The organism is Flavobacterium algoriphilum, assembly GCF_048158655.1.
In the GTDB taxonomy this organism is placed as follows: Bacteria; Bacteroidota; Bacteroidia; order Flavobacteriales; family Flavobacteriaceae; genus Flavobacterium; species Flavobacterium algoriphilum.
The window spans coordinates 56913-72083 of record NZ_JBLNKY010000003.1 but is presented as its reverse complement, the minus strand read 5'-3'; the positions used below and the strand labels follow the sequence as shown (position 1 = coordinate 72083).

The window sequence follows — 15171 nt, the reverse complement described above, 5'->3', positions numbered from 1 at the left end:
TTCACTTTTGTAACTTTAGATTTTATGGGCTATTTTTAAATAAAAAAACTTTGGCAAACTTTATTTAATCCATGTGAAAAACTTCTTTTAACGAACTCGCAACTGGCGAATTATCCGGATTTGTTTCCATAATATCTCCCATATACGCCCACCATTTTTTGACAATTGGGTGGTTGGGTAAAAGATCCATATCAAAATCTTCGCTTATTTTTTGAACTGCAAAAAGTAGTAGCGTTTCTTCATCTAAAAAGATGCTATAATCCTGAATACCGGTTTCAGAAAGTAAGCTTCCTAATTCGGGCCAAATTTCGTCGTGTCTTTTTTTATACTCCAATTCAAAACCTGGTTTTAATTTCATTTTAAAAGCATTACGAATCATTTTATTTTTCATTTTTTTGATGGTTTAAGGTTAATCGTTACAGCTTTATCACGGTTGCATTCTAACTTCACCGTTGTTATATTCTAATTCGGCTACTTGAATAGCACTTCGTCTGGTTTCAAAAGTATCTCTTCCTTTATTTTCGGGAGTGCGTCCAGGATGTTTAAAGTAGACAATATAAGCTTTTTCTCCATTTACGATCACATCTGGATGGGTACAAAATCATTTTTTTTATTTTTATTTTAAGCCTGTAGTGAGTTTTTATTATTTTTTGCAAACTTTTTTTCCAGTGCTCTTTTCATTTGAGTAGCAAGTGGACCAGATTGAGCTCGTATAAAATCGATTGTGTTGATTTTTTTTTGCCAAGGAATTAATTTAGGCGTGTGTATTTTATGAAAGAAGATGAGTATTTTATTTCAAATTTATTCATTTATTGTTTCAATACTGTCCTGTGCTATACGGTAACTAATTTAGGCATAAAATAAGGGAGGCTGTCTAAAAAAGACAGCCTCCCTTCTAAAATAATAATCGTATTACTTTTCAAGCACGATTTTTAAGGTATTTACCCCATCTGCACTAAGTACTTTTAAAACATACATTCCTTGAGCATGATTGGATATGTTGAATGTGATGATTTGCTTACCATCAATTAGTTTGACTTCTTTTTGCGTTACAATTTGTCCCGTCATGTTGATAATTATAACATCCGCTTTTGACGATTTGTAGCCACTAAATTGAACTGTAAATTGTCCTGCTGATGGATTTGGATAAACCAATACTTCCGGTACAATAGAAACGCTTGGTCCGTCAATCTTCAATGAAGTGGTTGTCTTAGCTGTTGTTGTACAAGATCCCAGTTTGTAACCATGATTAAGATGAGCCTTAACGGCAGAAGAAGCAACACAAATAGGGACTCCGTTATGACAGATCATAACTTTATCATTTTTATTACCACATCTAATATCTATTACATTAACCACTATTGATGCTTCACTTGTACACCCTTTTGCATCAGTTACAATTACAGTAAAGGTGCCGGCACTATTTACATTGATGGATGAGGATGTTTTTCCAGTATTCCAACCGTACGTGTAAGGAGCTGTACCACCAGTTTGTACAGCAGTTATAGTAAGTGAAGAAGGGCCATAACCGATATAAAGTGTATTCCTTTGAACAATAGTTTGGCTTAAAGCATATACATCCGAAATAGTTGTCACTAAAGGAACATTAACACTAACGCTGGTACTACCGGTTGTTTGATTTCCATTCACATCGATAACTGTCCAGGTAATCGTGGAGAGACCAACATTGAAATTTCCACTTGCATCAATACCGGAACCACTTCTTTCGGTAACTCCTGTTATGTTATAGGCAACGGAAGCTATGCCGCAATTGTCATTAGCTACCAAAGCAGGAATGGTGTAGGTTTCATTGTAGCATAAATTTTGAGCAGCAGGAGTCATTAGAACAGGACCCTGTGTATCTGCAACTGTTACTATTTGGATCGCTGTAGCCACATTGCCCTGCGCATCTTTCACCGTCCAGGTAACTGTAGTCGCGCCAAGAGGATAAGAAGCAGGTGCGTCATTTGTTAGTATTAAATCAGCAGCATTTGTACAATTGTCTGAAATACTTGGCTGTATCAATACCACTCCTGTTGCAGAACATCCTTCATTAGTGGCAACTTTTAAGCTTTCTACTGCTATAACGGGCACGGTGGAATCAATTACAGTAACATCAAAACTGTAGTTAACTGAACCCGAAGAGTTGTTAGCTGTAACCGTCACATTTGTAACGCCTTTACTGAATATATTACCAGAACCTATACCTATTCCAGCACCTGTTGTGGCTCCTTTGAAAGCATAAGTGTAATTTGGGGCTGGAAAACCTGGAGCTTCAGCAGCATAATCTACAACTGTATCACATCCATCAGCACGTGTACTCCTATTTGTGTTCATAACCTCTGGTGCCGAGATGTATTTTACTTCAATATTCGGTGTTGGCGCTGCAGCCATATCATAACCAAGGAAGAAACTTGGGTGAGGTGGTTGGTTGTAAGCTGAATTTTGCCACGCTATAGCGGTACGATATTGTGGGTCATGCATCAAGGTGTAAATTCGGTGCTCGGAAGGAATAGTAGTAGTGAAAAGAATTAACGCTGTATTATCTGAGCGGCGAAGAATAATTTCCTCCCTCCAGTCACCCATAAGGTCAGCAGTAAGAGCAGGATTCTTTTTAGTGTCGTTATTAGACGAAACCGGTGCAGCCTGGTATATGGTGAACAAACGATTCAGAGATTTTGTCGCAGGATTCCATTTATCCATGATTGTACCATCCAATAATTCGCGACCTAAATCGCCATCCCACCATACAGCACCATTAACGGACTGACTACCGTTAGTTGGTTTGACTGTACCAATTTCACCGTCCTGAACATTATAAAGGTTACCAGTAGAGCTCCACATCTCATAACCTCTGTGGTTAGGATCAATATCTGCGGCTAAAGCACGACCAACATCACCTGTTGTAGATACACCAAAGATCATTTTCCCGGTTTTGGCATCATTTAATCTTATACCATACGGACTGTATTGGCCTGGAGATTCCAGACACTGCCAAATCTCCTGACCCGGACGATCCGGATCCATGTCCGACATGTGTAGTGCATCTCCATGGCCCTGACCGTAAGTCCAAAGACGTTTTCCATTATCGTTAATAGCACTTGATCCGTTAATAATTTCATCTTTCCCATCACCATCAACGTCACCAATTGTCATCTGGTGATTCCCTTGGCTTGATAGAGCATTATTGGCCGGATCACTAGGGTCTTTACTGTCGAAAATCCAGCGCAGCGTAAGTTGTCCGTTGCGCCAATCGTATGCTGCACGTACCAGTTTGTCATAATATCCACGGCCTACAATCAGGCTTGGACGGGCACCATCAAGGTAAGCCACAGCGGACACAAAACGATCCTGACGGTTACCATAATTATCTCCCCAATCTGTCGTATTACCTCTGGCGGGCTGATAAGGGATAGTTGCCATCGCAGCACCAGTCAATCCGTTGAAGACAGTCAGGAACTCAGATCCCTGTTGCACCCATCCTGAAGTATTACGGTAATCAACAGTGGCATTGCCAATAACTACTCCGGCTCCATCCACAGTGCCGTCGGCAGTTTTTAGGATGATTTCAGCCTTCCCATCTCCATCAAAGTCATATACCATAAATTGATTATAATGTGGACCTGCATTCATATTGACACCTAAGTCAATACGCCATAATTTAGTTCCGTTCAATTTATAACAGTCGAAGATTTGGTTACCGCTATACCCTCCCGCATTGTCATTCTTTACCGTGGGCTCCCATTTCAAAAAGACTTCATATTCTCCATCACCATCTACATCGCCCACACTGGTGTCATTCGCTGTGTAAGTATAAGCTTTACCATCAGGAGTTGTTCCTCCTGCAGGAATTTGCAAAGGAATCGTCAATTGATTATTTGCCCATACAGAAACAGGAGCTGAAGCTGATCCTTCTACATTATTGTTCACCATTTTCACGGTATAGCTGCCGTTAACGGCAGTATTGTCCAGAAAATTTGTTGAAGTTGTGATGGGTGTTGTATTAAGCTTCACATTATCGCGGTAAATGTCAAAAGCAATGCTTGAAGGATCATTACCCAGCAAGCGCCAACTTATAAATACCTGGCTGCTCGATTTACGCACCGCAACTACTCCGCGATTTAGGAATTCCATTTGCTTGGGCGTGGTCACCACCGCATCAGGTAATGCCAGAGTATTTACCCTCACGTTGTCTCCATAGGTAGTAGTACTATTGCCTCCGCCGTTAATCGCATAAGCTCTTATATAATATAATGTGGCTGGATTAAGACCAGACATCATGATTGCAAAAGTCCCTGTACCGGTTGCAGCATCTACAATTTTTGTATTTGCTACGGTTGGATTACTACTAATACTGTAAACAATCCCTCTTTCTGTAATCGCCGTTCCTCCATCAGATGTAATATTTCCCCCTGTTTCCGCAGATGTCGTAGTGATATTGGTTATAGTTTTGGTAATGAGGGATGCCGGTGGCGCAGGTGGACTATAATAACGAACAATAGTTGTGCTTATACTGTTTGAATTTGGCTTGGTATAAATAATAAATGGATATTCACTTCCTACAGCAATTATCAAGTTACTTACAGGCTCGTCAATACCTCTTGTTACTGTGGGGTCTTTCATTTCTGTCCAAAGAGTAGCTCCTGGTGCCTGCTTAAAGACACGAGCATTTTGAATGAAAGAAGAGGTAACGGCATCAATAAAGGAACAATACAGGTTACCCGAAATATCTCTAATCAAACTTAAATTTGGCGAGTCCCTGGTGCCAAGTGTTGCGGCTGTACCCCAGGTAGCAGTAATTTTATTGTATTCAATCGCCGTAGTTTTATTCTTACTTGCAGTATTGAAATAGGCAATTGTCAGGTTTCCGGCAGAATTAAGAGCCATACTGGTATGACGAATACCCGTGATGGCTGAAGCGGTAGAAGCTGTCCAACTTCCGCTAGTAAATTGGTATAAAGCCATATCACCAGAGATGGAAGCTGTTCCAGATAAGCTGCAAAAAGCCAACCACGGCACATCTCCCTCATCAATAACCAAACTTACGGCATGAGCTAATGCCGGGGTCGAGGGAATAGTTGTAGAATTCACCGGAGTCACACCTACTGTTCCCCAAGAAGTGCCATCAAACTTCCTTACTGTAGGAGCCAGGCCTGATGCTTCTACAAAGGCGATATAGGGTTTGTTGTCTGAATCGAATGCCAACGAACTTCGAGGTGTTGAACTGTGTTGGTCACGCCATTAGTTACTGAACCAGTCGAAACATAGAGGTTGTCACTTACCCCATTCAGCGGTTCCCAAATTTGGCTGGTAAAGTTATATTTTTTTACCGCTAATTTATTTCCGTTTGCAGCATCAACATAGGTAACGAGAATATTACTAGTCTTATCGATATATATTCTTGTATAAGTAAGATTGGAACCTATACCGTCCCCTACTTGTTCCCAAACACCCGCAGTAGTATTTCTTTTTTTCACCTTAACAACAGGGCTAGTGCCTTCTCTGAAAACTACATAAGGAACTTCATTCAAAATAGTGATGGAAGTATATGAAGAGGCATCAGAAGATATTTGGTTTTCATTACCCACAATTTTCCATTCTTGGGCAAAGGAGGTTTGTGCGGTTAAAAGGCCGAAAACTGTAAAAAAAGTAAGTTTTAAAAGCTTCTTCTGAAAAAGAAACGATGTAAACTCAAAAAGTAGAAGTTTTTTCATGTGACAATTAACAGTTTAAAATTAAAATAGTAATGAGATAAATACTAAATTTTAGTACAGTTATAAATAATAAAACCTAACATAAATTCAATAAACATATTTAAAAAAATTATAAAATTATTTAATTTCAAATTTATTTGTTTGCTTTTTCAATAGTATCCTGTGGTTTCCTGTTAATTTCCAATCAGTTATGTTTTTATTTCAAAATTTATTTTTGTAAGCGGGCAATTAACTAAAAAACAAATACTTATTATTTTAACTTAATTTTATAGATTTTTAATAATTTATTAGCAAAAAAAATATGTTATATATTTAAAAAAAAACAATCAGCAAATAATTTAATTTTATTAATTGGTCTTTAAATCAATTATAAATTTATCGAACTGTTTAACCAATGAAAATACTGTTATTATATCCAAAATTCCTGTTTCAAAACCTTCAAAAATTTTAAAATAATTTCTTATTATTAAGAACTGATCATAAGAACTTTCGCTTAAAGACTTGGAAGTATAAAAAAAGCGCTGTAGTAAAAACTACAGCGCTTAATAAATATAATAATTAAATAATAATTAAATAATAATTAAATAATAATTATTATTATAATGGATCCTTTAGACTAATAACCAGGATTTTGCATTGCTTGTTTTTCAGTAGCCGTCAATGGTTTTCCACTTGCAAATACTCCATCTAGAAACGTTTGAGGAATAGGACGCAGGTTATGAAAATCTTGAACATTTGGAGCTGCTTCAATATTGTAAGCTTTTGCTCTAGCTACCAAAGTTTTAGTTCTACTTAAGTCCTCCCAACGGTGAAACTCTCCACAAAGTTCTCTGGTACGCTCATTCAATATTAGGCAAAGCATTCGGTCGTAATCACTAGAGTATCCTAGTTTTGCAATTACAGCCAGATCTGATGCAGGTAAGGCACTAATGCTAGCGATTGTTAAGTTAGTTGCCGTAGTTGTAGGTGCAATGTTATTCGATTCGTAATACGAATTTTCTGGAATAAAAGAAATTGGAATTCCTGCTTGTCCTGTAACTGTCCATGCAGCTGAACCATCAGTATAAGCAGCACGATTTTCTCCCCCTTTGTAAATAGCACGTGTACGAACTGTGTTAATGTAAGTTAACGCATCTGCAAAAGCAGCAGTTCCTAATTTAGCCAAACGTACTTTAGCTTCAGCAGCCATCAAATAGGTTTCTGCCGAACGCGCTAATATTATATCACGAGATCCTTTAATATTCGATAAATCTATCCTATTTCCATCCATAAATTTGCTCAAAGATGGAAATCTTACATCTGCCATTAAGCCCTTTTTGTCTGCTGCATAAGCTACATAAACACTTGGAATTGTTTTTCCAGTTTTTGAATACAGTATTGCTGGATTGTTATTATTTACAGTTGTTGCAAAACGAGTGTCCGTAGCTTTATTGATAACGTACATAATACCTAAATCACCATTTACATAATAAGACCCTGATTTATTATTGACGATACTTTTTGTCTGAAAACTTTTCCAAAAGCGCGAATCGTTTACCTGGTCAAATACATCATAAACAAAATAAGTAGGTGCCAAACGGCTAAATGGTCTTCCGCCTGCCAAATTACGCTTCATTTGAGGTAATTGGTCATAAGTAGAAAGAAAATAAAGATGTTGTTGATTTCCTCCCGTAGTCAACTGGCTGGCATTAAACTGAGCCGATAATATTAATTCTGGCAGTTTTTCATTTGCATCATCTGTTTTGGTATAGTTCCATAAATCGCCATAGTTTGATGCCAATGGATGGCGAGAAATAACTTCGTCTGATAAACTAACTACTTTTTGTAAATCAGCTGTTTTTGTAGCAGAATTCCAAGTGTCATTAATTTCGCTGGCACGAGTTAAATAGGCTTTTGCTAAATAATGGGCAGCGGCATCTTTAGTGATTTTAGCTGGAAACCCTGTATTACTTAATAAGCTATACGCTTGTGTAAAATCAGCTATTACTTGTTTCAAGACTTCTTCTGAAGTCGCTCTTGTAAATTCTAATTCTACAGTGGTACTAACATTTAATTTTAATGGTACGCCACCAAACTGTCTTACGAGTTTTAAATAGTTATAAGCTCTCAAAAAATACCCTTCCCCTAAGGCTGTTTTTTTGATAGCATCACTAGTGGAAGTAATTGCAGTAGCAGATTCAATTAATTGATTCGCATTTCCTATTCCAATATACAAATTGTCCCAATTAGTGTTAGCCGCAACAGTATTAGCATTAGATACTGTTACAAAAGACTTAAAACCACTTGAATAAGAGTTCCATATGTGATTTGATGGGTCTCCACCAGCATGAAATTCGTCGGTACCTGATTCTGTAGCTGTAAGAGGTATTTCTCTGTTCATATCTAAAGCAAATACTTGGTAATACGTTCCAACGACCAAAGCTTGAATTCCTTCTTCGGTTTTATAATACTCTTTGCTATATGCTGTATTTAATTCTTCATCCAGGAAATCTTGATTACACGAGGTACTAAGAACCAATGTAGCTACCAGCATCAAACTGATATATAGTTTTTGATAATTTTTCATAATTTATTTATTTTTAAAATTTAATTTTAGAATTGTACATTTAACCCTAAAGTAAACCCTCTGTTAGAAGCTGTTGTTTGTGTATCCAAATCAGTCCATTTAACCTTAGAGAAAATCATTCCTGGATTAGCTGCCTGAATATAAAATCTCATTTTAGAGACTCCAATTTGTTCTGCCAATTCTTCTGAGAAGTTGTATCCTAAAGAGATGTTTCGTATTTTTAAGAACGAACCACTACGGTATCCTAAAGTATTAAAATAGGAATCTCCAGTACCTGCTGAAAAGATTGGTTTTTGGTATTCTGCATTGGTATTATTGTCAGTATAATAGTCAATCGCTCTTTGGCTTCCTTTTGCACCTTCGTTTTCTCCCCCAGTATTATAGGTGTGTCCCATACGACCATATACAAAGAAGGACAATTCGATATTCTTATAATTAAAAGTATTCGTTAATCCTGTTATGAATTTTGGATCCGCAGAACCTATTATCACACGGTCATTATTAGCATCAATCTTATAGTCACCGTTTTGATCAACTGGTCTGGCATTTCCAAATGAAAAAACAGGAGTCGCTGAAAACGCATTGAATTTGGCCATTTCTGCAGCATCTTCTGGTTTCCAAATTCCGTTTGATGCGAAACCGTAAATCACATTTTGCGATTGTCCAATAAACAAGTTGTTGTTAATATCATCAAATTTACCATTCTGTAATTCAACAATTCGATTTTGTTGCCATGATGCACTTAAACTAGAACTCCATTCAAAATCTTTTGTTTTAACATTCACAGTATTTAAAGTAAGTTCTACTCCCTCTCCTTCTGTTGCTCCTACATTTTCAAAAGTGCTAAAAAACCCTGTAGCTGTAGGGATACTTCTTAATAATAATAAATCCGTGGTTTTACTAGTATAATATTCTAAAGCACCCGATATTCTACTATTAAACATAGAGAAATCAATACCATAGTTATACTGTGCCGTTTTTTCCCAACTTAAAGCTGTATTACCTAACGTTGCGTTGTTTACTAACCCTGATCCTGTTGGATAAACTATTCCTGCTAATGGAGGTTGTGTAGCGTAAGCACCTACAGCGGCATTTCCAGTGATACCAAAACCTGCTCTTAATTTTAATTGGTCAATCCAAGATACATTTTGCAAAAATTCCTCTTTATCCAAACGCCATGCTACAGAAGTACTAGGAAAAAATGCCCATTTATTTCCTGGTGCCAGCTGTGAAGCTGCATCATAACGGCCAGATGCAGTAAGTAAATACTTGTCAGCATAGCCATAGTTCACTCTTCCCATGTAAGATAATAAGCCTGTTTCTGTTATATTAGAAGAGTAGCTGTTAAGTACAACATTTGAAGGCGTTAAAGCATTCCATTTGTTTTTAACATTTTTTATATCATTTGCTGACATGGCACTTTCTTCATTTGAGTATTCCGTTTGACTCTGTAATAATGTCAAACCAAAATTATGATTCCCCAAAGTTTTATTGTAAAAAAGTAAATGGTCTAACGTATACGATATAGTTTGGTTTTTTGCTAATGCAGCAAAACTTGTACCCGAACGAATGGAAGATTTTCCATCTAAAAATACTCCATTACGGTACGAAGTAATATCTGGACCAAAATTGACTCTGTATTTTAAACCGTCAAGGACTGGAGAAAAAGTACCAAAATCTAACTGTGCATAAAAACTACCAAAAGCGCGTAATGTTACCCGTTGATCTTGAGAGTATTTATCTTCGTCAACTACAGTTCTAATAGTAGAGTCACCTCCCGGGTTGTCAATTCTTACTCCATTGCTGTCATAAGGTAAAGTGTACGGAAGATTTGCACGAGCTGTTTGATAGATACCGCCAGAACTTGCAACTGCAGATCTACCCACGTTAGATTGTCCGTATTCATTTAAGCCATAACTAGTATTAAGGCTTGCGCCCATAGAGAACCATTTTGTAGGGGTAACATCTACATTCGCAATACCAGTATAGCGCTTGTAAGATTGTCCTTTTAGTGTTCCGGTATTATCCATATATCCAAAAGAGCCATACCCTTTTAATTTATCAGCACCGCCACTAACACTTATGGTGTGTTGCTGTGTAATCCCAGTACGAGTAACAAACTTAGTCCAATCTGTTGTGCTCACTTTAGAACCATCCCAGGTTCCTGTAGCCCATCCTTTTTGGATATTTGCCCATGCCGCAGGATCAGCAGATTCCAAGAAAATTAATTTATCATTCGCAATATTTGGAGCATCTCCTTTTGGAAAAGCAGTTGGATTTGAGTAATGTCTTCCCCAGCGACGAAAATCAATATATTCTGATGAATTCATCATTCTTGCATTCTCATGAATCGTTTCTGTAGTAACGGCAGTATCGTAATTTAAAGTGAATTTTCCGTTTTTACCTTTTTTAGTGGTCACAATGATTACACCATTAGCACCACGAGAACCATAAATAGCAGTAGCAGAAGCGTCTTTTAACACATCTATCGACTCAATATCACTAGGGTTTAAAAAATCGATACCTCCTGAGTTTAAAGGAATTCCATCAACTACATAAAGCGGTGAATTTGAAGCAGAAATAGAACGCACTCCACGAATATTTATGTTCCCTACTGTACCAGGGCGTTCATTAGAAGATATATCAACCCCAGCAGCTTTTCCTTGCATGGCTTGCACCGCATTTTGTACAGGTCTAGAGGCAATTTCTTCAGCACCTACACTTACAATAGATCCGGTAAGATCTTTTTTCTTTTTTACACCGTAACCTACAACAACAACTTCATCTAAAGTTGCGCTTTCAGATTCTAATGTAATATTATAGGAGCTTGAAGCACCTACTTTTTGTTCTTTTTCTTTAAAACCTATATAAGAAAAAACTAACGTAGCTCCCTCTGGAACTGCAATGCTATATTTACCATCAAGATCTGTACTTACTCCTTTTTGGGTTCCTTTTATAAGGACGTTTACTCCTGGTATAGGGAATTTTGAGGCGTCGCTTATTACCCCCGTAATTGTTTTTCCTTGAGCATAACCAGATGTGTACAACAATACACATATGATGGTACTCATCAAAATTTTAAGTTTGTTTTTCATGTAATAGTATTTAGTTTAGTTAATATTCAAATAATTGGTTTTGGCAAAATAGCTGGTAATCTTTTCTTCGTTAATTTGTTCCTATTTCTTTATAGGTATTCATAAAAAAACTGCTTACTTAGTTTTAATTTTCTATGTCAAAGCTATTTCATCGCAAATACATTTATAGACCTATTTTAAATAAATGTAATCGATTACACAAAATTATGTAATAATATTCAATTCACCAAAGTAAATTCAATTAAATTATTATAAATACAAAAAAAGTAATAAAAAAAAACACTTATAATAAAATGCTGAAGCCTTTAATAACATTAATTAAATTGGGCAATTGTTATAAATACATGTTTAGCCTATCGAAAAGATTAATTTTGTTTTTTACAAATATTAAATTAGTTAATTATTCTAAATTATTTATACTGTACTCTATACTTATCTTGCTATCCTACTAATTTTCAGTATTTTATGTTTTTTTTATAAAATTGATTTTTATTTTAATGTAACCGATTGCAGTTCAATATTTTGAGTTTTTTTCTTAAATTTTCGTATTTAAAATAATTTATTATTTGCAAAAATGACCACTGTATAATTTTTAATATTTTTATAAAAAATTTCTACTTATATAATCAAAAATTAGTTGTTAGGAAGTAGAGAAAAGCTAAAATTAAAATTCAATTGGTAGTAAGAGTTATAAAAAAGTAAAATTGAATGGATTTGTTTTGATTAAACTGAATTGACGACTCTATATTCGAAAACACAGGATGCAACAGGATAGCATTTCTAAAGAGAGATTATATTTTTACTTTATTTTTTTTATTTAAATAGCAAATGAAAACCATTAAAATAGTGTTTGGCTATTGTGATGGTATTTTGTTTTTCCTGTAAAGAAGATAACATGTTTTCCACAAAATTAGTGAATATGAAAAATCACAATTATAAATTTAGAACCTTCCATTTTTCTCCTGACGAAAAAGTAATTATTTTTAGGGCTATTTTTGAAGGAAATCCCCAAGTCTACGCCTTAGCAATTGATAAAATTAAACAATAAAATATGTCGATGAAATTTAAACAATATTACATCCTTATCGCATTAGGGATTCTTTTTTCGCAGGAGTCTTCTGCTCAAACAACTGCAGTTTCGCCGTGGCCCAAAATAACAAATACCAATCAGCCATGGGCACGTTGGTGGTGGATGGGAAGCGCCATTGACAAGCCTAATCTTAAAAAAAATCTTATTGATTTACATAAGGCTGGTATTGGTGGTGTAGAAATAACCCCTATTTATGGCGTAAAAGGCGAAGAAGGAAATTTTATAGATTACCTCTCCCCAAAGTGGATGGAAATGCTGGATTATACAATTCACATCGCAGATAGTACTGGCATGCAAGTGGACATGGTTTTAGGAACAGGATGGCCTTATGGAGGTTCTCAAGTAACCTTACCTTATGCCGCCACAAAATTAGTGGTAGAAAAATATAGTGTAAAAAAGGGAGCAAAAATCATTCAGGAAATCAAACCTGACAGTACCAAAGAAAAAGTACCTGCCCAGCTTTTAAATGTAGTGGGTTATGGCGCTGATGGCACTTATATAGACCTGACGGATAAATTGGACGGAACACTTTTAAAATGGAAAGCAAAAAAAACAGATTATACATTGTATGCCATTTTTAGCGGAAAAACGGGGCAGCAGGTAAAACGCGCAGCCCCAGGAGGAAAAGGCTATACTTTAGATCATTATTCAGAAGAAGCACTTAATGCTTATGTGGTTCCTTTTGATAAAGCATTCAAGGGATTTGAAGGAAAAGTTCGTTCCATTTTTAATGATAGTTATGAAGTGTACGACACTGATTTTACGCCTCAATTCCTGAAAGAATTTGAAAGCAGAAGAGGATATGATCTTAAAAAACAACTCCCAAAACTATTGAGCAAAACGGATAATGAAACGGACAACCGAATTAAAAGCGATTATCGCGAGACTCTTTCCAATTTATTATTGAACCGTTTTGACAAACCGTGGACCAATTGGGCGCATACCAAAAAATTTAAAACAAGACTTCAGGCACATGGATCTCCAGGGAATCTAATTGATTTATACGCTTCCGCAGATATCCCAGAATGCGAAACTTTCGGCTCAATGCCATTTGACATTTCGGGCTTAAGAAGAGAAAAACAAGACATCCGCGAAGGCGATGCTGATCCTGTTATGCTCAAATTTTCATCATCGGCAGCACATATTTCAGGGAAACTATTAGTTTCTTCAGAGACATTTACCTGGTTACGGGATCATTTCAAAATAGCATTGTCACAATGTAAACCAGAGGCTGAGGAATTACTTCTCAATGGAATCAATCATATATTTCTTCATGGCTCTACTTATTCTCCAGAGCGAGCAAAATGGCCGGGATGGAAGTTTTATGCTTCTGCAAATTTTAATGCAACCGATCCCACTTGGGCGGATGCTCCTTCCCTATTTTCTTATATTGCCAGTTGTCAGTCGATGCTGCAACAGGGTAAATCGGACAATGAAACCTTATTGTATTGGCCTATTTATGATACTTGGAACAATTACCAAGGGGGAACTTTGTTTTTTCAGTTTAAAATACACTCCCTTTCAGAATGGTTAAAAGGAACTCCCTTTTATAATACTACCCAAAACCTAATGAAAAATGGCTATGGAGTAGATTTTATTTCGGATAATTTTATTTCTCAAGCACAGGTTAAAGATGGGAAAATAGTTTTACCAGGAGGAAATTTTAAATCTTTGATTGTTCCTGCCTGCGATAAAATGCCAATGGCAACTTTAGAAAAATTAATAGCCTTGAAAAAAGCTGGAGGAGCAATTATTTTCCAAGGGCTTCCAAAATCAGTTCCCGGTTATTATGAATATGAAAATCAGAACAAAAAATTAGCCGGCTTACTTGATCAAAACAAAAAAAGTATTCAACCTGTTGTTAACCTATTCCAAGCATTAGGTGAAGCACAAGTATATCCGGAAACACTAGTTAACTCAGGTTTAAAATACATCCGAAGAACCATTGACGGAGAAAAAATATACTATTTGGTTAATCATACTGCTAAAGCAATCGATGGTTTTATTCCGTTACAAATTGGCAACAAGGAAGTGGTACTATTTGATCCGTTAACCAAAGAATATGGCAATGCTATTGTTCAAAAAAAATCAGATGTAACATTGGTTAAGCTTCATCTGGAATCCGGACAATCTTTTATACTTAAAACGGAAGATAAAGCGTCACAGCAAGAATGGAAATATTATCAAAAATCAACCGATGCTATTGCCTTAAAAGGAAATTGGGAACTGTCTTTTGATAAAGGAGGCCCTAAATTACCCTCGAATGCCAAAGTTTCAACTTTAGAATCTTGGACAAAATTAAACCCAGAAGCCGAAGCCTTTTCTGGAACAGCAACCTACACTTTACAATTTGATGCTCCAAATACAATAGCGGACAATTGGAATTTAAATCTTGGAGATGTACGCGAAAGTGCCAAAGTATGGCTGAATGGGTCTTATATTGGTTCTGCTTGGTCAGCACCTTTTACAATTAATCTGGGAAAGCTGAAAAAAGGAAAAAATACATTAACCGTTCAAGTCACCAATCTTGGAGCCAACAGAGTAAGAGCCATGGAACTCAAAGGAGAAGAATGGAAGATTTTTTACGAAATAAATATGGTTGACAAAGATTATAAAAAATTCGATGCCACTAAATGGGATGTTACTCCATCAGGATTATTAGGTCCGGTTACTATTACACCATTAAAACATAATAACTAATTTTAA

8 protein-coding genes are annotated in these 15171 nt (G+C 36.2%); 2 read left to right on the top strand and 6 right to left on the bottom strand.

The genetic code is table 11. The features are described from left to right. Nucleotides 1–64: 64 nt before the first annotated feature. From rhaM to ACM55G_RS07360, 6 genes are all read right to left on the bottom strand, one after another. Nucleotides 65–391 carry an L-rhamnose mutarotase gene (gene rhaM / locus ACM55G_RS07385; protein ID WP_416843257.1) on the bottom strand — a complete coding sequence of 109 codons (327 nt, stop codon included), beginning with the start codon at nt 389–391 and terminating at the stop codon, nt 65–67. A 36-nt stretch (nt 392–427) separates the two neighbouring features. Next, entirely contained in the window at nt 428–583 is a 156-nt protein-coding gene (locus ACM55G_RS07380; RefSeq protein ID WP_416843256.1) for a hypothetical protein, read from the bottom strand. Between the two features lie 329 nt (nt 584–912). After that, on the bottom strand, nt 913–5205 hold the full coding sequence (locus ACM55G_RS07375) for a rhamnogalacturonan lyase family protein (protein WP_416843255.1): 4293 nt from the start codon (nt 5203–5205) through the stop codon (nt 913–915). Then, nucleotides 5163–5714, bottom strand: a complete 552-nt coding sequence (locus ACM55G_RS07370) for a hypothetical protein (RefSeq protein WP_416843254.1) — start codon at nt 5712–5714, stop codon at nt 5163–5165. Before ACM55G_RS07370 ends, ACM55G_RS07375 begins: the two co-directional genes overlap by 43 nt. Before the next feature lie 616 nt (nt 5715–6330). After that, the gene (locus tag ACM55G_RS07365) at nt 6331–8280 is read right to left on the bottom strand and encodes a RagB/SusD family nutrient uptake outer membrane protein (RefSeq protein WP_416843253.1); all 1950 of its coding nucleotides are present in this window, start codon (nt 8278–8280) and stop codon (nt 6331–6333) included. Nucleotides 8281–8306: 26 nt separating this feature from the next. After that, nucleotides 8307–11375: a SusC/RagA family TonB-linked outer membrane protein gene (locus tag ACM55G_RS07360; protein ID WP_416843252.1), complete on the bottom strand. Its 3069-nt coding sequence runs from the start codon at nt 11373–11375 to the stop codon at nt 8307–8309. A gap of 919 nt (nt 11376–12294) precedes the next feature. Here ACM55G_RS07360 and ACM55G_RS07355 point away from each other — a divergent pair. Together ACM55G_RS07355 and ACM55G_RS07350 are read left to right on the top strand one after the other, a co-directional pair. After that, complete coding sequence (locus ACM55G_RS07355; RefSeq protein WP_416843251.1) at nt 12295–12423, top strand: hypothetical protein; 129 nt, start codon at nt 12295–12297, stop codon at nt 12421–12423. Nucleotides 12424–12432: 9 nt separating this feature from the next. Continuing rightward, nucleotides 12433–15165 carry a glycosyl hydrolase gene (locus tag ACM55G_RS07350; RefSeq protein ID WP_416843250.1) on the top strand — a complete coding sequence of 911 codons (2733 nt, stop codon included), beginning with the start codon at nt 12433–12435 and terminating at the stop codon, nt 15163–15165. Nucleotides 15166–15171: the final 6 nt, after the last annotated feature.